The organism is Vibrio sp., assembly GCF_047973365.1.
Classification (GTDB): domain Bacteria; phylum Pseudomonadota; class Gammaproteobacteria; order Enterobacterales; family Vibrionaceae; genus Vibrio.
Window position 1 is genome coordinate 1 of record NZ_JBKEBW010000091.1, and the last position, 19,217, is coordinate 19,217.

The window sequence follows — 19,217 nt, forward strand, 5'->3', positions numbered from 1 at the left end:
AATCCAGAGCTACTTGGTCATCTAAAAGAAGCGTCTGAGCGTGGCGTTATCGTCGTGAACCTAACTCAGTGTTTGGCTGGCAAAGTTAATATGGGTGGTTACGCAACAGGCTGTGCTTTGGCAGATTCCGGCGTGATCAGAGGTTTTGATATGACACCAGTAGCGGCACTAGCAAATCTTCACTACCTTTTGAGCCAAGATTTGTCGTACGAAGAAATCAAGCAAAAGATGCAAGAAGTGTTACGTGGCGAAATGAGCCTGTAAACGGTTATCTTCAACATCCGAAATACGAAAAAGCCCAATTTACAAAATTGGGCTTTTTGCTTTGAAAGAGGTGTGTTGTTTAGTTCAAGTTTGGGTTCACTCGAACGATGTCTTGCTCTTCTCCACTGAATTGTTTCTTCAATTCTTGCTTAGATTTAAAGCTGATTTCACCACCAGCGGCGACCGTCATGTGCTGCGCCTCGGTGTTATGTTTTGATTGATACAACATCACAGCTTGCATACATGAGTCTCGCTGCTCTTGGGAAAGTGGTGTACCCTCAGGCCATCTTCCTGTCTCTACTGCGTAAACCAATCGCTCATAGACTTCTGGAGTTATCGCATTTAATAATTGTTCTGCGTCCATAATGTACCTTCTTATTACATTCTATTTACAGAACATAACGGTATAGAAAGCAGAGTCAAGAGCTCGAAAATGAATTGGTGTAACGGATCACAAGCCAAACCATGCAACGAACAGACTGGTTACTCGCAGGCCTTGCCAGCCTGACATTAACAGGTTGCTTCGAAGGCAACGTCACCACTGAAGAATTGTGCCAAAATAATCCACAACTTCGCTGTGAAAACTTAAATATGGACGATGGTCAATGTCGCATACCTCGTACCAATTTGGTTTGGCATCGCTTTGAGCTACTTAAAGATCCATCAGAAGCTAATCAAGTCATCGAATACGGGTTAGTTGCTGAGTATCGCAAATGTTTAGAACTCGCGTCACAGATCACTCCGATTGATCAAAGCGCGCTAAAACGTAAAAGATTTGATGCCTTGGTGCACAGCATTGATGAGCTGGATCGTATCGTCAATAACTTAAAAGGCTCTAACGACCCAGCAACACTTTACTTCTTGTGGTCTCAAACGGGTGACGACCAAGCACGTCGTCAGTTTTTACAAATGGAAGGCAAACCAGAGCTCAATACCGCAGAAATGCAGTACGCACTCGCCACCTTCTATACCAACCGCGATCCACAAAAGACATTAACATTACTTCATAATTCGCTATCGATGTCGAACGAAGACAATCTAAAACCAGAAATTTTGAAGTCATTGGCCAGTATTAACCAAGGTCTAGGTAATAAAGAGCAGGCTTACTTATGGGCCATGGTTGCAAAGCGCTATGATGTCCCGCTTGCTGACGAGCAACAATTGCAACGCATGTTTAACTTTGCCGACCCAGAGAAATATGAGCAATTAGATGATCTGGCTAAATCTATATCTAAGACAATAGATAAAGGGAATTATTCACCAAGGATGATCCCTAGCGATTTATAAAATAAAAAACTCCCGTTCATGTCGGGAGTTTTTTATTTCTACAGTAACGGTTCAGTATTTTATTAATTGAAAGGATGAAACATTCTTTCTACCAAAACTGGCGTTATTGATCGGATTTGTTGAAAATTAACGACACCGAGTTGACACAAAAACGCTCACCCGTTGTTTGCGGTCCATCTTCAAAAACGTGACCTAAATGGCTGTCACAAGTGGCACATCGAATCTCAGTTCGGACCATTCCGTGACTCAAATCCTTAAGATAACGCACCGCAGAGTCGTTAATCGGGGCATCGAAACTCGGCCAACCACAGCCAGAGTCATACTTGTTATCGGAGACAAATAGAGGGGTGTTGCAACAGGTACAGGCATACACACCTGTCTCTTTATTATGAAGCAGTTTACCGGAGAACGGAGGCTCTGTGCCTTGCTCGCGACAGACGCGAAACTCTTCCTCAGAGAGCTGCTCGCGCCACTGTTCATCGGACTTCGTTACTTTTCTTCCGCTTTGTTCTACCAATTTCTGTTCCTTATTTCTTATTTTTGGCAATGACTTTTTTAGCAAAAAACTTGCTTCTCGTAACAGTTGTAGCACATACTTTCTCACCAGGACACCATGTGTAATTAATTTGATACGAGTTCTTATCTCGAAAGTTATATTACGCCAACTGGAATGTAGAATAACCAGTTAAAAGTTTAAAAAACGAGCATTTGCGAAGAATTGTTAAAAAAAGCGTCGCTTTTTTTTGACTTTAAACAAGTTAAGTCCGATTATCTGTTGCAGATGTTTACTGGATTTTGTAATTTTACTACCAGTTATCTTTAATCAGAAATTAAGTTGTGGAGCAACTATAATGACTATCAAAGTAGGTATTAACGGTTTTGGCCGTATCGGTCGTTTCGTATTCCGTGCAGCGCAAGAGCGCAACGACATCGAAGTTGTAGGTATTAACGACCTTATCGACGTAGATTACATGGCATACATGCTTAAGTACGACTCAACTCACGGCCGTTTCAACGGTACTGTTGAAGTTGAAGGCGGTAACCTAATCGTTAACGGTAAAACTGTACGTGTAACTGCAGAGCGCAACCCAGAAGACCTAAAATGGGACGCAATCGGTGTTGACGTAGTAGCTGAAGCAACTGGTCTTTTCCTAACTGACGAGACTGCACGTAAGCACATCACTGCTGGTGCGAAGAAAGTTGTTCTAACTGGTCCTTCAAAAGACGCTACTCCAATGTTCGTAATGGGCGTTAACCACGCTACTTACGCTGGTCAAGACATCGTTTCTAACGCTTCTTGTACTACTAACTGTCTAGCGCCTATCGCTAAAGTTCTTAACGACAAATTCGGTATCGAATCTGGTCTTATGACTACAGTTCACGCAACTACAGCAACTCAAAAAACTGTAGATGGTCCTTCTGCTAAAGACTGGCGCGGTGGTCGTGGTGCTTCTCAAAACATCATTCCATCTTCAACTGGTGCTGCTAAAGCAGTAGGCGTTGTACTTCCAGCAGTTAAAGGTCTTCTAACTGGTATGGCTTTCCGCGTACCAACAGCTAACGTTTCTGTTGTTGACTTAACTGTTAACCTGAAAAACGCTGCTTCTTACGAAGAAATTTGTAAAGCAATGAAAGAAGCTTCTGAAGGCGAAATGGCTGGCGTTCTTGGCTACACTGAAGATGCAGTAGTATCTCAAGACTTCATCGGCGAAAAATGCACTTCAGTATTCGATGCTAAAGCTGGTATCGCTCTAACTGACAAATTCGTTAAAGTTGTATCTTGGTACGACAACGAAATCGGTTACTCAAACAAAGTTCTAGACCTAATCGCTCACATCTCTAAGTAATGTAAGCATTAGCGAAGAAATTCGTTGAGAATGATGAAAAGGCGGCCGATGTGTCGCCTTTTTTAGTTTTGTAAACTTTAGTGTTTCAATGACAACCAGCCAAACAGAAGCTGAATGAGGAACGATATTTATGGATCTAAAATCTCTCCCTACCCTGACTTACCTTTCTGACAATGTCACTATTGTTGAAAAAGATGATGTAAAAATTGTACGTGTTATCCACGACAAAGCGACGGCAGCTATCGCATTACACGGTGCTCATGTGCTTTCGTATATTCCAGCAGGCAAAGAAGACCTTATTTGGATGAGCAGCAACACACCTTTTGATGGTAAAGCAGCTCTCCGTGGCGGTATTCCAGTTTGTTGGCCATGGTTTGGCAAAATCGCGGAACCTGGCCACGGTTTTGCTCGAATCTGTGAATGGAAACTGGCAGAGCACAGAGAAAACGAACAAGGCGTTGTTGTCGTACTAGAGCTTGAACAAACAGAACAGACATTCGCTATTTGGCCTTATAAATTTAAGACCCGTTTGTTCGTTGAAATTGGCGATCAATTGAAAGTCACTTTGGAAGTAAACAATACTGATGAAAAAGCTTGGACTTTCTCCAGTGCGCTTCACACTTATCTTAATGTCGGCGATATTGCTCAAGTTTCCACATCAGGTATGGGCGCTGAGTACATCGACAAACTGCAAGATTCTAAGATCTGTCAAGGTGAGGCATCGTTAGTTCTAACGGATACCATTGACCGAATCTATACCATGCCAGAGCAGATCATCAAAGTATCAGACCCTGTACTGAAACGTGCGCTATCTATTGAAAATAGCGGTCACAATTCCGCGGTACTTTGGAACCCTTGGTCACAAGGTTCTAAGGCAATGGCTGATATGCCAGATGATGGTTACAAAACTATGTTCTGTGTTGAGTCAACCATCCATGCTCCATGCCTGTCTGCCGGCCAAACGTTGCAACCGGGTGAGCAGTACCTATTAGCAACGACCATTTCGGCAAACTGACCATCTCGTCTTAATGTGGTCTTAACCGAAAAGAGAAAACCCGATAAGCAGTGTTTATCGGGTTTTTATTTATGTACTTAAATGAAGCGTTTAAGCGACATTATACCGTTCTAGAAAAATATCTGATCAGTGAATGGGTGTCGATAAGCAAACCCTCTGAGCCATGGATGGCTCGGCGGAGCCCCATGGACGGGTTTATGCGTGTTTGTGTTCGACGCTCATTCGCTGTTCCACCTATGTTCAATCTGATCATATTCTTACCTAGGATGGTATGAGTGCTGATGACTTAAATCATAAGCATGACAATGAATACCACAGCAAGAACTGAGATTGCACCTGCAAACGCATAACAAGCAATTTTGCCGACCACGCCGGTATGGAATTTCAGATCATGCATACCATGGTGAATTCGGTGCATTGCGTGCCACATTGGCAGTGCAAGCGTAGCAATGATAAACAGCGCACCGATAATGTTGGTAGCAAAACTAACGACACGCTCATAACTAAGCGTATCCGCATCAATAATGCCTAGTGGTATCAAAATACCTAATACGAATACAGTGACAGGGGTGATCATAGCGAACCATGTACCGCCTGCACCAAACAGTCCCCACCATACCGGTTCATCTGAACGTTTTGGATTGGTATTAATCACAATAAGCTCCTTACACCACAATGAGAACAATAAGCGAGATGAAGGCAACGGCTGCCCACTGGCTCAATACAACGATTTTCTTATCCAGCAACTTGCCTTTTATGCGGATGGGCATCACTTGCGGCATCATGCTGAAAAAGGTTTGAGCGTGAAATAGACTTCCCGCGAGCGCAACAATGTTAATGGCGATAACGACAGGGTTTGCCATAAATCCAAGCCATGTGTTCCATGCTTCAGGACCTTTTACCAACGCTCCCAAACCGACAGTCAGGAACAAGGTAAAAAGAATGAGCGGCAGAACCGTCGCTTCGCGCACCATGTAAAAACGATAGAAAGGATGATCTTTCCACCAAGTACGTTTCATCTGACGAACATAAGGTTTACGGTTACTCATCCTTAGCCCTCCACTTTGTTTGTTGAACCGTCTGGTTTCAACATTGCAATCACGAAGTCCATTGACGATTCCACTTTACCTTGGTTTACCGCCGCTGCTGGGTCGACATGTTTTGGACAAACTTCAGAACAGTAACCAACAAAAGTACAACCCCATGCGCCATTGTCACCGTTGATCAGCTTCATACGCTCTGCTTTACCATGGTCACGAGAGTCAAGATTGTAACGATGAGCCAGTGTTAGCGCTGCTGGGCCGATGAACTCAGGGTTAAGACCGAACTGAGGACACGCCGCATAACACAAACCACAGTTGATACAGCCAGCGAACTGTTTGTAGCGTGCCATCTGTTCTGGCATCTGGTTATTTGGACCATCTTCAGGTGTACGGTCATTACCAATGATGTAAGGTTTGATGGCTTCAAGACGTTCGATAAACGGCGTCATATCAACAATCAAATCTTTCTCAATCGGGAAGTTCGCTAATGGTTCGATTTTCAAACCATTCGGATAATCACGCAGGAAGCTCTTACATGCCAGTTTAGGCACGCCATTCACCATAATGCCGCATGAACCACAAATCGCCATACGACAAGACCAGCGGTATGAAAGCTCTTTATCTAAGTGATCTTTCACATAACCGATGGCATCGAGTACCGACATGGTTTCATCAAAAGGCACTTCAAAGCTTTGCAGATGAGGCTGCGTATCTTTTGCTGGGTCGTAGCGCAAGATCTCTACTTTTTGAATACGATTGGCCATTACTTTTGATCCTCCGCACTGACACCTGCTTCTTTAGCCGCTTCTGCTGCTGCGGCTTTTTCAGCAGCTTCACCGTAAAGTCGAGCTTTAGGTTGAGACTTAGTGATGGTGACCGGGCTGTAATCAATCTTCGGTGCATCACCATTTTGATAGAACGCAAGTGAGTGTTTTAGGTAGTTCTCGTCATCACGCTCGGTACAGCCTTTGTCTAAACGCTGGTGAGCACCACGAGATTCTTTACGTAGCAGTGCAGAATGAACCATAGCTTCAGCCACTTCTAAACCGTAACCCACTTCAATGGCATAAAGCAGGTCAGTGTTGAACACTTTACCTTTATCTTTAATGCCAATTTTTTTGTAGCGCTCTTTAAGCTCAGCCAGTTTATCGATGGTTTGTTGCATCAAATCTTCTTGACGGTAGATACCACAACCGGCTTCCATGGTGTGACCCATTTCCGTACGGATCGTCGCCCAGTTCTCATCGCCTTGCTGATCAAGCAGTGCCTGGATGCGTGCTTCAACCGCTTTAACTTGCTCATCAATCGCTTGGTCGTCCCAGCCTTTGAACGCTTCAGCGCGTTCTACCGCGTGTTCACCAGCAACGCGACCGAATACCACGAACTCAGCCAGTGAGTTTGAACCGAGACGGTTTGCACCGTGAAGACCAACAGATGCACATTCCCCAACCGCGAATAGACCACTAATGCGAGTTTCACATTGAGTATTGGTTTCAATACCACCCATGGTGTAGTGAACGGTCGGGCGAATTGGAATTGGCTCTTTCGCCGGGTCAACGTTAACGTATGCTTTAGCAAGCTCGCAGATAAACGGTAGACGCTCTTGCAGATATTCTTCGCCTAAGTGACGTAGGTCTAGCATAACGACATCACCCAGTGGGTGTTTGATGGTGTTGCCTTTTTGCTGTTCATGCCAGAAAGCTTGTGAAACTTTGTCGCGAGGACCTAATTCCATGTATTTGTTTTTTGGTTGACCAACAGGGGTTTCTGGTCCCATGCCGTAATCTTGCAGATAACGGTAGCCGTCTTTATTGACTATGATACCGCCCTCACCACGACAACCTTCAGTCATCAGGATACCAGTACCCGGCAGACCTGTTGGGTGGTATTGAACAAACTCCATGTCACGTAGAGGAACACCATGGCGATAAGCCATCGCCATACCGTCACCGGTTACGATGCCGCCGTTGGTATTACAGTGATATACGCGACCCGCGCCACCGGTTGCTAATACCACCGATTTCGCTTTGATAACAACTAATTCGCCCTCAGACATATGGATAGCGACTAAGCCTTGTACTTCGCCATCAACAACCAATAGATCGACAACAAAATACTCGTCAAACCGTTTGATTTGAGGGTACTTAATTGAAGTTTGGAAGAGAGTATGTAGCATGTGGAAGCCAGTTTTGTCGGCGGCAAACCATGTGCGTTCGACTTTCATACCGCCGAAACGACGAACGTTAACTTCGCCATTTTCTTTACGGCTCCATGGGCAACCCCATTGTTCCATTTGAATCATTTCTCGGGTGGAATTTTTTACAAAATATTCCACAACATCCTGCTCACATAGCCAGTCTCCACCGCCAACCGTGTCGTTGAAGTGGTTGTCCAGGCTGTCTTCTTCCTTGATAACTGCTGCGGAACCGCCTTCAGCGGCTACCGTGTGAGAACGCATCGGATAAACTTTAGATATCAGGGCAACTTCTAGGTTTGGGTTCGCTTCAGCTGCTGCAATTGCAGTACGAAGACCCGCACCACCTGCGCCGATGACTGCGATATCTGTGGTAATTGTCTGCACAGTTATCCTCCAGTGTAATGTCTGTTGGTGATGAGCTGAGATGCTCATTCCTCGTTATTTATATTGGGTGGTTGTCCGGTGAGCAGCAAAAAATCTGAAGTCTCCGAATCAAGCCAAATCCACTTATAAAGTGGTAGATCAAGTTTAGGAGAGGTCTGAGATGAAAAAATTGATTTTGTTGGGCTTTTGCTTATGTAGTGCACACATAAGCATACAATTTTTATCATGTGTGATTTGAATCACGTTTGGGTTTTGCATTTTGCGTTGAAGAGGTAAAATTGGTTCAATCCTGATTATATGAATAGCCAAATGAACAAGTCCGACTGGATGCCTAGCGCATCAATAGAACAACTACAGCAACGCGCGCAACTACTGACGACAATTCGTCACTTCTTTGCCATTAGAGATGTACTGGAAGTCGATACTCCCGCTATGAGTCACGCTACAGTGACCGATATCCATTTACATACTTTCCAAACGGAATTTGTTGGCCCTGACTATGCCAAAGGTAGCCGTTTGCATTTGATGACTAGCCCTGAGTTTCATATGAAACGACTGCTCGCGGCTGGAAGTGGCTCTATTTATCAGATCAATAAGGCATTTCGTAACGAAGAGAATGGTCGTTATCACAACCCAGAGTTCACTATGCTCGAGTGGTATCGCGTTGGTTTTGACCACCATGATCTGATGGATGAAATGGACGAATTGTTGCAATTAATATTAAAAGTGGCGGCAGCAGAGCGCATGACTTACCAAAATGCATTTTTATCTGTGCTGCATGTTTGTCCGCTAGAAGGTTCGATGCATGAGCTGAAGAAAGCTGCGGCAACACTCGGCTTAAGTGATATCGCTGAGCCAGAAGAAGACAGAGATACTTTATTGCAGCTTCTCTTTAGCATTGGTGTTGAACCGCATATCGGGCAGCGGGTTCCGGCCTTTGTTTATGATTTTCCGGCTTCTCAGGCAGCGCTGGCGAAAATCAATCCGCAAGACCCAAGGGTGGCAGATCGCTTTGAAGTCTATTTTAAAGGCATTGAATTGGCGAATGGTTTTCATGAGCTGGATAACGCTAAAGAGCAACTGGCTCGCTTTAAAGAAGACAATCGAAAACGCTTAGCAATGGGGCTTGAAGAGCAGCCGATAGACTATCATCTGATCGCGGCACTGGAATCCGGTTTACCGGAGTGTGCAGGAGTCGCACTAGGGATCGATCGTTTGATCATGTTGGCGCTCGGTGAAGAGCATATTGATAAAGTGACCGCTTTCCCATTCCCACGCGCGTAACGTTCTCTCGTGCGTAAAGTAATAAGTAAAGTAATAAGTAAAGTAATAAATAGCTTCACATTGTCTTAAATGTGGTGGAAAGGTCTTAAATGTGGCGGAAAGAAGCTGAAACCATGACACATGCCAAGGATTATAGGTGGTAACTGCTCGCCTCAGGCGTTTAACCTCGTTATACTCCTTGTCTGATTTTGAATCACCATTATTTGATACACAACGGTAAGAGCGCAGGACATGCAAGAATACATTCAGTTTTTCCAACAAAATATGATCCTATCACTAGCTTGGGTCGGTATTTTAGTTGCATTGATTTTCAATATTTATAAATCTGCAACAGCAACATACAAAGAGCTCACTGCACCAGAAGTGACTCAGCTTTTAAACCGCGAGAATGGTGTTGTTGTCGATATTCGTGCCAAAGACGAATTCAAACGTGGTCACATTACTGACGCACTTCACATTTTGCCGACTGATATCAAAGCGAATAACTTTGCTGTGCTTGAAAGTCATAAATCTGACCCAATCATTGTGGTATGTAAGATGGGACAAACTGCTCGTGAAAGTGCAGATTTACTAACCAAAGCTGGTTTTGAGAACGTAAGCGTTCTGAAAAACGGCATTACAGGCTGGGTTGATGCAAAACTTCCGCTTGTTCGTGGTAAAAAATAACGCCCACAATTGATTTGAGATGCTGCTTAAATGGGCAGCATTTGATTGAAAGAGATGTGATGTTTTACTCGTATTTTTCTGGAACACATTTCAATGATGTCTCAGCCTCGTAAATCAGAACGTTCTCGGTTCGTCTCAGGGTATCAACCTTGACCGGAATTTATCAGTATTAAGGACTTGAAAATGGCTGAAGCAGCAACTCAAGAAGCACAACAAAACTTCGCAATCCAACGTATTTTCCTAAAAGATGTTTCTTTCGAAGCACCTAATTCTCCAGTAATGTTCCAAAAAGAGTGGAACCCAGATGTGAAACTGGATCTGGATACTCAAAGCCGTGAGCTAGGTGAAGGTGTTTACGAAGTGATTCTACGTCTGACTGTAACAGTTAAAAATGCAGAAGAAACTGCTTTTTTATGTGAAGTTCAACAAGGCGGTATCTTCACCGTTGAGAACATGGAAGCGGGTCAACTAGCGCATTGTCTAGGTGCATTCTGCCCGAACATCATTTTCCCATACGCTCGTGAAACTATCTCTAGCTTAGTGGTTAAAGGTACATTCCCACAACTGAACCTAGCACCAGTTAACTTTGATGCATTGTTCATGAATTACCTGCAACAGCAAGCTGCTGGTCAAAGTGCAGCAAGCGCTGACGCTTAATGCGATAGCGATTTAAATATGTAGCCATTCGTGGCAATGAATGCACAGAGTACTTGATGAGTACGATGTGCATTTTTATTTTTACCCAAGCATATTGCTATTCACTCACTCCTAAATAGGATTGGCATATTGAACTTTGGGTATAAAATTAGTGTTAACAAACGATTATCCATCGGGCGGAACAATGACAGAAGCACAAGTAAATAATGCCTACGGTAAAACGGTATCCATGACAGTTATCGGTGCCGGCTCTTACGGAACCTCATTGGCAATTTCATTAGCACGTAATGGCGCTAACGTTGTTCTTTGGGGGCACGAGCAAGAGCACATGGCTAAATTACAGGCTGAGCGCGCTAACCAAGAATTTTTACCAGGCATCGATTTCCCAGACTCATTGATTGTTGAATCTGATTTGAAAAAGGCCGTAGAAGCCTGCCGTGATCTGCTGGTGGTTGTTCCGAGCCATGTGTTTGGTATTGTACTGAAAAGTCTCAAACCATATCTGCGTCCAGATACTCGTCTTTGCTGGGCAACCAAAGGTTTAGAGCCAGAAACCGGTCGACTATTACAGGATGTTGCTCATGATGTGATTGGTGATTGTCATTCGTTGGCTGTGCTGTCTGGCCCTACCTTTGCTAAAGAACTTGCGATGGGTATGCCAACCGCAATTTCGGTAGCCTCGCCAGATGAGCAGTTTGTTAAAGACTTACAAGAAAAAATCCACTGTAGTAAAACCTTCCGCGTGTATGCGAATAGTGATTTTATTGGTATGCAGCTTGGTGGTGCGGTTAAAAACGTTATCGCGATTGGTGCCGGTATGTCAGATGGTATTGGCTTTGGTGCCAACGCCAGAACCGCGCTGATCACCCGCGGTCTGGCAGAAATGACTCGTTTAGGTATTGCATTAGGCGCTGAAGCTGAAACCTTTATGGGAATGGCTGGTTTGGGGGATTTAGTGCTGACTTGCACCGATAACCAATCCCGTAACCGCCGCTTTGGTTTGGCTTTAGGCCAAGGTAAAGATGTCGATAGCGCGCAGAAGGAAATCGGTCAAGTGGTTGAAGGTTATCGCAATACTCAAGAAGTTTGGGCGCTTGCTCAACGTATTGGTATTGAAATGCCTATAGTTGAACAAATTTATCAAGTATTGTATCAAGGAAAGGATGCACGCTTAGCCGCACAAGATTTGCTTGCGCGAGACAAAAAAGCGGAACGTTAACCTTGTTGCATGGGTCAGGTTCTCACTCAATATTACTATAAATACAGGCCTGACTTTGACTCAACGTCCGGGACACATAACACCATGAAATTTTGCGAAAAAGAGAAAGTCTGGCAGACCATCGTTAAGGAAGCTCGTGAGCAGTCAGAACAAGAACCGATGCTCGCCAGTTTCTATCATGCGACCATTATTAAGCATGATAGTTTGTCTTCAGCATTGAGCTATATTCTGGCAAACAAATTGAATACCGCATCTATGCCTGCCATGGCGGTGCGTGAAGTGGTTGAAGAAGCCTTTGCGGCCGACTCTGGTATTACCGAATCGGCGGCATGTGATATTTGTGCGACGGTAAACCGTGATGCCGCGGTTTCTATGTACTCGGTACCGCTATTGTATCTGAAAGGCTACCATGCATTACAAGGTTACCGGGTGGCAAACTGGTTATGGAAACAGGGCCGCAGAGCTTTAGCGGTTTATTTACAAAACCAAATTTCTGTCGCTTGCCAGGTGGATATTCACCCGGCAGCACGCATCGGTCGTGGCATCATGCTTGACCATGCAACGGGTATTGTTATCGGTGAAACCGCTGTGGTAGAGAATGATGTGTCTATCCTGCAAGATGTTACGCTAGGTGGTACAGGTAAAGAGTGTGGTGATCGCCATCCGAAAATCCGTGAAGGGGTGATGATCGGTGCCGGTGCGAAAATTTTGGGCAACATTGAAGTGGGCGAAGGGGCGAAAATTGGCTCTTGTTCGGTAGTGCTTCAGGCGGTTCCTCCACACACAACCGTTGCTGGTGTTCCGGCTCGTATTGTCGGCCGTCCTAAGTCTGAAAAACCATCCTTTGATATGGATCAGCAGTTTAATGGTCGAGTTCAGACCTTTACTGGTGGCGATGGTATTTAGCGCGCCGTGTAAACTAAACAGAAAAACAAAAAGGGATAATGCTGTGCATTATCCCTTTTCTTTATCTCGTAAAGCTAAGTATGACCTTGGCGTATTATACCGTTATAGAAAAATTTCTGATCAGTGAATGGGTGTCGATAAGCAAACCCTCCGAGCCATGGATGGCTCGGCGGAGCCCCATGGAAGGCCTCTCTTATAAAAAAAATGAGGGCGTGTTTGCGTTCGACGCTCATTCGCTGTGCCACCGATGTTCAACCTGATCATATTTTTAGCTAGAATGGTATTAGCCAATAGCATCCAGCTCAGTCAGTACTTCTTCTGCCCAGTCAATCCAAGCTTGACGAAGCAGTAAGTTGCGACGCAGAGTTAAACGCTCTAAACGTTGCTGCTTATCTAATATTGATGGTGTCGCGTAGTACGCCGCTTCAATTTCCTGATAGTGTGCAACTAGCTTGCGAGACTCTCCAATCAGCTCTCCAAGTTGAGTTCTATAAGGCGCTGATGGTTGAACAGAACAAGCAATCAATTTTGCACTAAATTCATCGCGTACCGTTGGATGTGCTGTGGGTTGATCGAACCATTCACCCAATGCACTACGGCCTGAATCTGTAATAGAATAGACTTTTCTATCCGGTTTACCCTCTTGCGGTTCCAAAACACAAGTAACCAAACCTTGTTGGCCCATTTTGTTTAGTTCGCGGTAAACTTGTTGATGGCTGGCTTTCCAGAAGTATCCAATACTTGCTGAAAACTCTTTAGTGATGTCGTATCCCGTCGCATCACGCGTGCTTAAAACAGTGAGAATTACGTGTGGTAATGACATGTCTTTATTATCCAAATTGGTTAAGTCAGTTAAAAATTGCTTATCTACCGTTTTCATTTTGTGCTTCTAATGGCACGTATTTTTTTAAACTGTTTTTTAACTAATAGTTAAAACCGAATCATTAAAACCGAATAGTTAAAAACGAATAGCTAGAAAACTTAAGCAAATTCAGCACAAATGTGCTTTTCATGTCACCTTAAAGCCGTTTATCACCTAGGGGTGTTATGCGTATGCATACTTCACTACGATCTCTTTTTATAAGTGTTGGTATCGTAAAGGTGCAGTAGTATATCTAAATAATAAGCATAAAGTAGAATACAAGAGTGATTTCACTCCAAAAACTAATATTATTCTTGATTTAAATTCAGTGCAAAACAAAAGACCGCGTAATCGCGGTCTTTGGCTGTAAGCTTGGTATATTATGCTGTTAATTAGCCTGTGTTACGCATGCCTGCGGCAATACCGGCAATGGTTACCATTAGTGCTTCTTCCAGCTCAGTCGTTGGGGTCTCAGACTTACGAGTACGGTGCAATAACTCTGCCTGTAGCATGTTCAACGGCTCTACGTAGATATTACGTAGGCGAATAGATTCCTGACCCCAAGGATCACTTTGCATCAGGTTCTCGTTGTTCTCTACATTCAGAACGGTTTTGATATCTTTCAGTAGCTGATCGCGTAGACGCTGACCCAACGGACGTAATTTTTCGTCAACCAGACGCTCATCGTAGTAGCGAGCCAGATCAACACTACACTTGGTGTACACCATTTCAAGCATACCAAGACGAGTTGAGAAGAACGGCCATTCGCGACACATCTCTTCAAGTAGCGCCTGATGACCTTTGTCAATCGAGTATTGAATCGCTTCACCTGCGCCTAACCATGCCGGAAGCATCAAGCGGTTTTGGCTCCAGGAGAAAATCCAGGGGATGGCACGTAAGCTTTCAACGCCGCCATTCGGGTTGCGTTTGGCTGGACGAGAACCCAGAGGCAATTTGCCTAATTCAAGTTCTGGTGTCGCTTGACGGAAGTAAGGAACAAAATCAGGCTCGCCACGAACCACATGACGATAAGCTTCACAAGAAACTTCTGATAGTGCATCCATCAGCTCGCGCCATTCTTGTTTTGGCTCCGGTGGTGGTAACAGGTTCGCTTCCAGAATGGCACTTGCGTACATATCAAAACTGTTTACCGCGATTTCTGGTAAACCGAGCTTAAAGCGGATCATTTCACCTTGTTCAGTAACACGAAGACCGCCTTTCAGGCTCTTCGGTGGCTGAGAAAGTAGCGCAGCATGCGCAGGCGCGCCACCACGGCCAATCGTCCCCCCACGGCCGTGGAACAGGGTCAGTTCGATACCTTCTTGTTCACACACTTTCACCAGTGAATCCATGGCTCGATATTGAGCCCAACCGGCAGACATGACACCGGCATCTTTTGCTGAGTCTGAATAACCGATCATCACCATTTGATGGTTTTGGATGAAACCACGGTATAGGTCGATGCTCATCAGTTGCTTAATCACGTCTTCTGCGTTGTTCAAGTCATCTAATGTTTCGAACAGTGGACATACATCCATACGGTAAGGACAGCCTGCTTCTTGAAGCAGCAGGTGTACCGCCAGTACATCAGACGCTGTTCGAGCCATAGAGATGACATAAGCACCAAACGCTGCACGAGGTTGCGCAGCCATGATATTACAGGTATCAAGAACTTCTTTGACTTGTTCAGAAGGCTGCCAATCGCGAGGAAGAAGAGGGCGCTTAGAACTTAACTCATTGGTTAAGAATGAAATCTTGTCTTGTTCGCTCCAGTGATTGTAATCACCGATGCCGAGGTAGCGAGTCAGTTCCGACAACACATCCGCATGGCGAGTGCTTTCTTGGCGGATATCAAGGCGAACTAAGTGTACACCGAATGCTTTGATACGGCGTAGCGTATCTAACAGTGAACCATCAGCGATGACACCCATACCACATTCATGCAACGATTGATAACAAGCGAACAATGGATCCCAAAGTTGGCTGATATCACGTAGCGGTGCTTTAACCGCTAGCTTCTGACCATGAATTTTAGCATCAAGAATTTCTAGCGTTTCTTGCAGTAGTGAGCGAATACCTTTAAGAATTGCACGGTATGGTTCGTGTTCGTTTTCACCCGCAAGCTGACGCAGCTCTGCACTGCATTTGGTCATTGATAGCTCGCTGACTAGTTCGTTAATGTCAGCTAAGTAGAGATCTGCCGCTTTCCAGCGAGAAAGCAGTAATACTTCACGAGTGATAGTGTGAGTAACAAATGGGTTACCGTCACGGTCACCACCCATCCATGATGAGAAATGTACCGGGCGGGCGTCTAATGGTAGACCTTCACCTAAGTACTCTTTGGCGCGTTCATTCAGGTCACGTAAGAACTCAGGAACCGCTTGCCACAGTGAGTTCTCTACCACGGCGAAGCCCCATTTCGCTTCATCCAATGGTGTTGGACGCTGCTGACGAATAACGTCTGAATGCCAGCTTTGCGCAATCAACTGTTCTAGACGGCGCTCGGTTTTACGACGTTCTTTAGACGAAAGTTCGGTTAACTCTAGGCGAGACAGGCACTCATTGATTTTAACCAACTTGTTAATCATGGTACGACGGGTGATTTCAGTCGGGTGAGCGGTCAATACTAGCTCAATGTTGAGTTCGCGTAGTGCCTGTGCGGTATCGAGTTTGCTAATCGAGTTCTGGCTGAGTTTGGCAAATAGTGCATGAATCGTATCGGGTTCACACACGTTGTCTTCACAATGACGTGAAATAGTGTGGTATTGCTCAGCAATATTGGTCAAATTCAAAAATTGGTTAAAAGCGCGAGCAACTGGTGTCAGTTGTTCGTTTGGAAGGCTTTTTATCTCTTCAATAAGTAGATTCCGTTCCGCTTGATTACCTGCCATTGCAGATTTTGAAAGCTTACGGATGGTTTCTACTTTCTCTAAAATAACGTCGCCGTCGGCATCTTGAATGGTTTTACCCAGAAGATGTCCAAGCATGCTTACGTTACTTTTGAGTGCAGAGTATTTCTCGTTCATTGTCATCCTGCCTTGTAAAAAAATTACATCCTGTGTTTTTTGTTAGAAGGACAATTTATCTAAGTTTGCCCAGTGTAGTCAAATGATGCTGGTGATTTCTTTGCCAGTTTTTTCGTTATGGTGTGCAATGTAAGTTTGCCCAATTCAGGGTGTTTGTTGGAAATTTCTTACAAAACAACACGACGCTCATCACATTGTTATTAATGTAGTACGTCATGTTGTTTTGTTGTTAATAAATAGAGAAAGGCTGCAAATTAGCAGCAATATTTGTACATGGCTTTGGAAAGAATATTGATGGTTGGATCGATAAACTCGAAGGCTAAAAATTCATCTGGCTGGTGAGCTTGGTCGATAGAGCCCGGTCCCATGACCAGTGTTGGACATAACTCTTGTAGGAAGGGCGCTTCAGTACAGTAATTAACTGTTTGAGCTTCAACGCCAGTAATTTCGCTGATCCCTGCAATGAACGGATGGTCATGCTGACATTCGTAACCAGGAATAGCATCGTGTAACGGCTCTATTTCTATCCGTCCCGGCCATTTCTCTTGTACTTGAGTCAGTGCGCTACGCAGCATGTTGTCCAACCCATCAAGGCTAATGCCGGGGAGAGGGCGAACATCATAGTGCAGTTCACAGCAGCCACAGATTCGGTTCGGACTATCGCCGCCGTGGATATGCCCTAAGTTTAACGTTGGGCTTGGAATATCAAAACCGGGGTGGTGATACTCTTTGACTAACTTGTCGCGCAGTTGCATCAGTGCGTAGAGCACTTCGTGCATGATCTCAATGGCGTTCACGCCTAGTGCCGGGTTTGAAGAGTGACCCGATTTCCCCGTCACTCGAATGGCATTTGCCACATGGCCTTTATGGCCACGTACAGGCACTAAGCTGGTTGGCTCACCAATAATGCAGTAATCAGGTTTGAATGGTGTGTTCTGTGTGAAGTGACGCGCGCCGAGCATGGTGGTCTCTTCATCACAGGTCGCCAATATATACAGAGGCTTTTTCTGTTTGCTCCAGTCCACTTTCTTCACTGCTTCTAAAATAAAAGCAAAGAAGCCTTTCATATCAGCAGTGCCTAAACCGTAAAAACGGTTATTGGCTTCGGTCAACGCATACGGATTGTAGTTCCAACGCCCCTCATCAAAAGGAACGGTATCGCTGTGGCCTGATAGCAATAAGCCACCTTCCCCTTCGCCTTTTTTAGCGATCAGGTTTTGTTTGCCAGGAGCGACTTGAACCACGTCCACTTGAAAGCCCAAAGCGCTGCACCAGTCGGCTAATTTGGAAATGACTTGTTCGTTACCTTCATCCCAACGACTATCGGTGGAGCTGATGGATGAGGTTGAAATAAGACCTTCATAAACCTCAAGGAAACTTGGCAATTGCATATATTATTTGTTCCTACTATTGACAGAATTACGCTGAAACTGTAAAACACATATTAAATCACTTTTAGTGAATAAAAAACCGATAAAAGTGCCAAATTTAAATATTTATAATCACTTTTAATTGTCGGTTTTTTACTCGATTTAGGACGTTTTGAAATGTTAAAAACCACCATCATCGGCGCAAGCGGCTATACCGGAGCAGAACTTGCTCTTATGGTGCATAAACACCCTGAGCTCACGCTATCAGGTTTATACGTTTCAGCCAACAGCGCTGATGCAGGAAAGTCAATTGGTCAGTTACACGGCAAGTTAGCAGGCTTACTCGACTTACCCGTTCAACCTCTTGTTGATGTTGAGAAAGTCGCACAAGAGTGTGACGTAGTATTTCTGGCAACGGCACATGAAGTGAGCCACGATATTGCACCTGTTTTTCTGGCTAACAACTGCCAAGTTTTCGATCTTTCTGGTGCTTACCGTGTCGATGGTGAGAGTTTCTATACTCAATACTATGGTTTTGAGCATCAGCATGCTGAGTGGCTGAAAAAAGCCGCTTATGGTTTAGCCGAGTGGAATTTAGAAAACATCAAACAGAGTCAATTGGTTGCTGTAGCTGGTTGTTATCCAACTGCTTCTCAACTAGCGATTAAACCTCTGATTGAAAGTGATTTATTAGATGTACAACAGTGGCCTGTGATCAATGCGACCAGCGGTGTATCAGGTGCTGGTCGTAAAGCGACATTGACCAACAGTTTCTGTGAAGTGAGCTTGCAGCCTTATGGTGTGTTTACCCATCGTCATCAACCTGAAATAGCGACTCACTTAGGTCGTGAGGTGATATTCACACCACATTTAGGTAATTTCAAACGCGGTATTTTAGCCACGATTACCATGAAGCTGGCACAAGGTGTAACCGCTGAGCAAGTGAAGCAGGCATTCACTCAAGCTTACCAAGACAAACCTGCTGTGCGTCTATGCTTGGATTCATTACCGCGTATCCAAGATGTTGAATTTACTCCGTTCTGCGATATCGGTTGGAAAGTGCAGGGCGAACATGTGATTGTTGTTTCAGCAATCGACAATTTATTAAAAGGTGCATCGAGTCAAGCGATGCAGTGTTTAAACATTCACTACGGTTTCGATGAGCTAACAGCTCTGGTGTAAGGGTTACA

At 44.6% G+C, this 19,217-nt stretch carries 18 protein-coding genes and 1 pseudogene; 10 read left to right on the top strand and 9 right to left on the bottom strand.

Features of this window, described 5'->3' with window-relative positions; translation table 11 throughout:
- Positions 1-264, top strand: a pseudogene (ansA, locus tag ACK5MF_RS12345) (asparaginase); the annotation flags it as partial.
- Positions 265-343: 79 nt separating this feature from the next.
- Here the strand turns inward: ansA and ACK5MF_RS12350 are convergent.
- Entirely contained in the window at positions 344-628 is a 285-nt protein-coding gene (locus ACK5MF_RS12350; RefSeq protein WP_009707311.1) for a YeaC family protein, read from the bottom strand.
- 101 nt (positions 629-729) lie between these two features.
- Here ACK5MF_RS12350 and ACK5MF_RS12355 point away from each other — a divergent pair, with 101 nt between their 5' ends.
- Positions 730-1,551: a DUF2989 domain-containing protein gene (locus tag ACK5MF_RS12355; RefSeq protein WP_416922641.1), complete on the top strand. Its 822-nt coding sequence runs from the start codon at positions 730-732 to the stop codon at positions 1,549-1,551.
- Between the two features lie 103 nt (positions 1,552-1,654).
- On the opposite strand, the gene msrB is transcribed toward ACK5MF_RS12355, so the two are convergent.
- Complete coding sequence (gene msrB / locus ACK5MF_RS12360) at positions 1,655-2,068, bottom strand: peptide-methionine (R)-S-oxide reductase MsrB (RefSeq protein WP_020195692.1); 414 nt, start codon at positions 2,066-2,068, stop codon at positions 1,655-1,657.
- A gap of 334 nt (positions 2,069-2,402) precedes the next feature.
- Here msrB and gap point away from each other — a divergent pair, with 334 nt between their 5' ends.
- Both gap and ACK5MF_RS12370 read left to right on the top strand, forming a co-directional pair.
- Positions 2,403-3,398: a type I glyceraldehyde-3-phosphate dehydrogenase gene (gene gap / locus ACK5MF_RS12365; RefSeq protein WP_416922643.1), complete on the top strand. Its 996-nt coding sequence runs from the start codon at positions 2,403-2,405 to the stop codon at positions 3,396-3,398.
- Between the two features lie 130 nt (positions 3,399-3,528).
- Positions 3,529-4,413 (top strand): D-hexose-6-phosphate mutarotase, encoded by an 885-nt coding sequence (locus tag ACK5MF_RS12370; protein ID WP_416922645.1) that lies wholly within the window; start codon positions 3,529-3,531, stop codon positions 4,411-4,413.
- A gap of 286 nt (positions 4,414-4,699) precedes the next feature.
- Here the strand turns inward: ACK5MF_RS12370 and frdD are convergent, their stop codons facing one another.
- Genes frdD through frdA form a run of 4 tightly spaced genes read right to left on the bottom strand, consistent with a single transcriptional unit; the run spans position 4,700 to position 8,037 of the window.
- Positions 4,700-5,068 carry a fumarate reductase subunit FrdD gene (gene frdD / locus ACK5MF_RS12375; protein WP_416922647.1) on the bottom strand — a complete coding sequence of 123 codons (369 nt, stop codon included), beginning with the start codon at positions 5,066-5,068 and terminating at the stop codon, positions 4,700-4,702.
- A gap of 10 nt (positions 5,069-5,078) precedes the next feature.
- A complete protein-coding gene (frdC, locus tag ACK5MF_RS12380; protein ID WP_416922649.1) occupies positions 5,079-5,462 on the bottom strand; it encodes a fumarate reductase subunit FrdC in 384 nt (127 codons plus the stop codon).
- Between the two features lie 2 nt (positions 5,463-5,464).
- Entirely contained in the window at positions 5,465-6,220 is a 756-nt protein-coding gene (locus ACK5MF_RS12385) for a succinate dehydrogenase/fumarate reductase iron-sulfur subunit (RefSeq protein ID WP_416922651.1), read from the bottom strand.
- On the bottom strand, positions 6,220-8,037 hold the full coding sequence (gene frdA, locus ACK5MF_RS12390; RefSeq protein ID WP_416922653.1) for a fumarate reductase (quinol) flavoprotein subunit: 1,818 nt from the start codon (positions 8,035-8,037) through the stop codon (positions 6,220-6,222). The genes ACK5MF_RS12385 and frdA overlap by 1 nt, the downstream gene beginning before the upstream one ends.
- 309 nt (positions 8,038-8,346) lie before the next feature.
- On the opposite strand from frdA, the gene epmA reads away from it, so the two are divergent.
- The 5 genes from epmA to cysE all read left to right on the top strand — a co-directional run bounded on the left by epmA (position 8,347) and on the right by cysE (position 12,769).
- Entirely contained in the window at positions 8,347-9,321 is a 975-nt protein-coding gene (epmA, locus tag ACK5MF_RS12395) for an elongation factor P--(R)-beta-lysine ligase (protein WP_416922655.1), read from the top strand.
- A 231-nt stretch (positions 9,322-9,552) separates the two neighbouring features.
- Positions 9,553-9,987 (top strand): rhodanese-like domain-containing protein, encoded by a 435-nt coding sequence (locus ACK5MF_RS12400; RefSeq protein WP_416922657.1) that lies wholly within the window; start codon positions 9,553-9,555, stop codon positions 9,985-9,987.
- 183 nt (positions 9,988-10,170) lie between these two features.
- On the top strand, positions 10,171-10,644 hold the full coding sequence (secB, locus tag ACK5MF_RS12405) for a protein-export chaperone SecB (RefSeq protein WP_416922659.1): 474 nt from the start codon (positions 10,171-10,173) through the stop codon (positions 10,642-10,644).
- Between the two features lie 184 nt (positions 10,645-10,828).
- Positions 10,829-11,863: an NAD(P)H-dependent glycerol-3-phosphate dehydrogenase gene (gene gpsA / locus ACK5MF_RS12410; protein WP_416922661.1), complete on the top strand. Its 1,035-nt coding sequence runs from the start codon at positions 10,829-10,831 to the stop codon at positions 11,861-11,863.
- An 84-nt stretch (positions 11,864-11,947) separates the two neighbouring features.
- Positions 11,948-12,769 (top strand): serine O-acetyltransferase, encoded by an 822-nt coding sequence (gene cysE / locus ACK5MF_RS12415; RefSeq protein WP_416922663.1) that lies wholly within the window; start codon positions 11,948-11,950, stop codon positions 12,767-12,769.
- 283 nt (positions 12,770-13,052) lie between these two features.
- Here cysE and ACK5MF_RS12420 read toward each other — a convergent pair whose 3' ends face one another.
- The 3 genes from ACK5MF_RS12420 to argE all read right to left on the bottom strand — a co-directional run bounded on the left by ACK5MF_RS12420 (position 13,053) and on the right by argE (position 18,048).
- Positions 13,053-13,592 carry a PadR family transcriptional regulator gene (locus tag ACK5MF_RS12420; RefSeq protein WP_416922714.1) on the bottom strand — a complete coding sequence of 180 codons (540 nt, stop codon included), beginning with the start codon at positions 13,590-13,592 and terminating at the stop codon, positions 13,053-13,055.
- Between the two features lie 431 nt (positions 13,593-14,023).
- Positions 14,024-16,657 carry a phosphoenolpyruvate carboxylase gene (gene ppc, locus ACK5MF_RS12425; RefSeq protein ID WP_416922665.1) on the bottom strand — a complete coding sequence of 878 codons (2,634 nt, stop codon included), beginning with the start codon at positions 16,655-16,657 and terminating at the stop codon, positions 14,024-14,026.
- Positions 16,658-16,911: 254 nt separating this feature from the next.
- Positions 16,912-18,048 carry an acetylornithine deacetylase gene (argE, locus tag ACK5MF_RS12430; RefSeq protein ID WP_416922668.1) on the bottom strand — a complete coding sequence of 379 codons (1,137 nt, stop codon included), beginning with the start codon at positions 18,046-18,048 and terminating at the stop codon, positions 16,912-16,914.
- A 156-nt stretch (positions 18,049-18,204) separates the two neighbouring features.
- Between argE and argC the strand changes: the two genes are divergently transcribed.
- Complete coding sequence (gene argC, locus ACK5MF_RS12435; protein ID WP_416922670.1) at positions 18,205-19,209, top strand: N-acetyl-gamma-glutamyl-phosphate reductase; 1,005 nt, start codon at positions 18,205-18,207, stop codon at positions 19,207-19,209.
- Positions 19,210-19,217: the final 8 nt, after the last annotated feature.

Coding starts and splice junctions, on each gene's coding strand:
- ACK5MF_RS12350 (WP_009707311.1), bottom strand. CDS start 628: ATGGACGCAGAACAATTATTAAATGCGATAACTCCAGAAGTCTATGAG.
- ACK5MF_RS12355 (WP_416922641.1), top strand. CDS start 730: ATGCAACGAACAGACTGGTTACTCGCAGGCCTTGCCAGCCTGACATTA.
- gap (WP_416922643.1), top strand. CDS start 2,403: ATGACTATCAAAGTAGGTATTAACGGTTTTGGCCGTATCGGTCGTTTC.
- ACK5MF_RS12370 (WP_416922645.1), top strand. CDS start 3,529: ATGGATCTAAAATCTCTCCCTACCCTGACTTACCTTTCTGACAATGTC.
- frdC (WP_416922649.1), bottom strand. CDS start 5,462: ATGAGTAACCGTAAACCTTATGTTCGTCAGATGAAACGTACTTGGTGG.
- ACK5MF_RS12385 (WP_416922651.1), bottom strand. CDS start 6,220: ATGGCCAATCGTATTCAAAAAGTAGAGATCTTGCGCTACGACCCAGCA.
- epmA (WP_416922655.1), top strand. CDS start 8,347: ATGAACAAGTCCGACTGGATGCCTAGCGCATCAATAGAACAACTACAG.
- ACK5MF_RS12400 (WP_416922657.1), top strand. CDS start 9,553: ATGCAAGAATACATTCAGTTTTTCCAACAAAATATGATCCTATCACTA.
- secB (WP_416922659.1), top strand. CDS start 10,171: ATGGCTGAAGCAGCAACTCAAGAAGCACAACAAAACTTCGCAATCCAA.
- gpsA (WP_416922661.1), top strand. CDS start 10,829: ATGACAGAAGCACAAGTAAATAATGCCTACGGTAAAACGGTATCCATG.
- cysE (WP_416922663.1), top strand. CDS start 11,948: ATGAAATTTTGCGAAAAAGAGAAAGTCTGGCAGACCATCGTTAAGGAA.
- ACK5MF_RS12420 (WP_416922714.1), bottom strand. CDS start 13,592: ATGTCATTACCACACGTAATTCTCACTGTTTTAAGCACGCGTGATGCG.
- ppc (WP_416922665.1), bottom strand. CDS start 16,657: ATGAACGAGAAATACTCTGCACTCAAAAGTAACGTAAGCATGCTTGGA.
- argE (WP_416922668.1), bottom strand. CDS start 18,048: ATGCAATTGCCAAGTTTCCTTGAGGTTTATGAAGGTCTTATTTCAACC.
- argC (WP_416922670.1), top strand. CDS start 18,205: ATGTTAAAAACCACCATCATCGGCGCAAGCGGCTATACCGGAGCAGAA.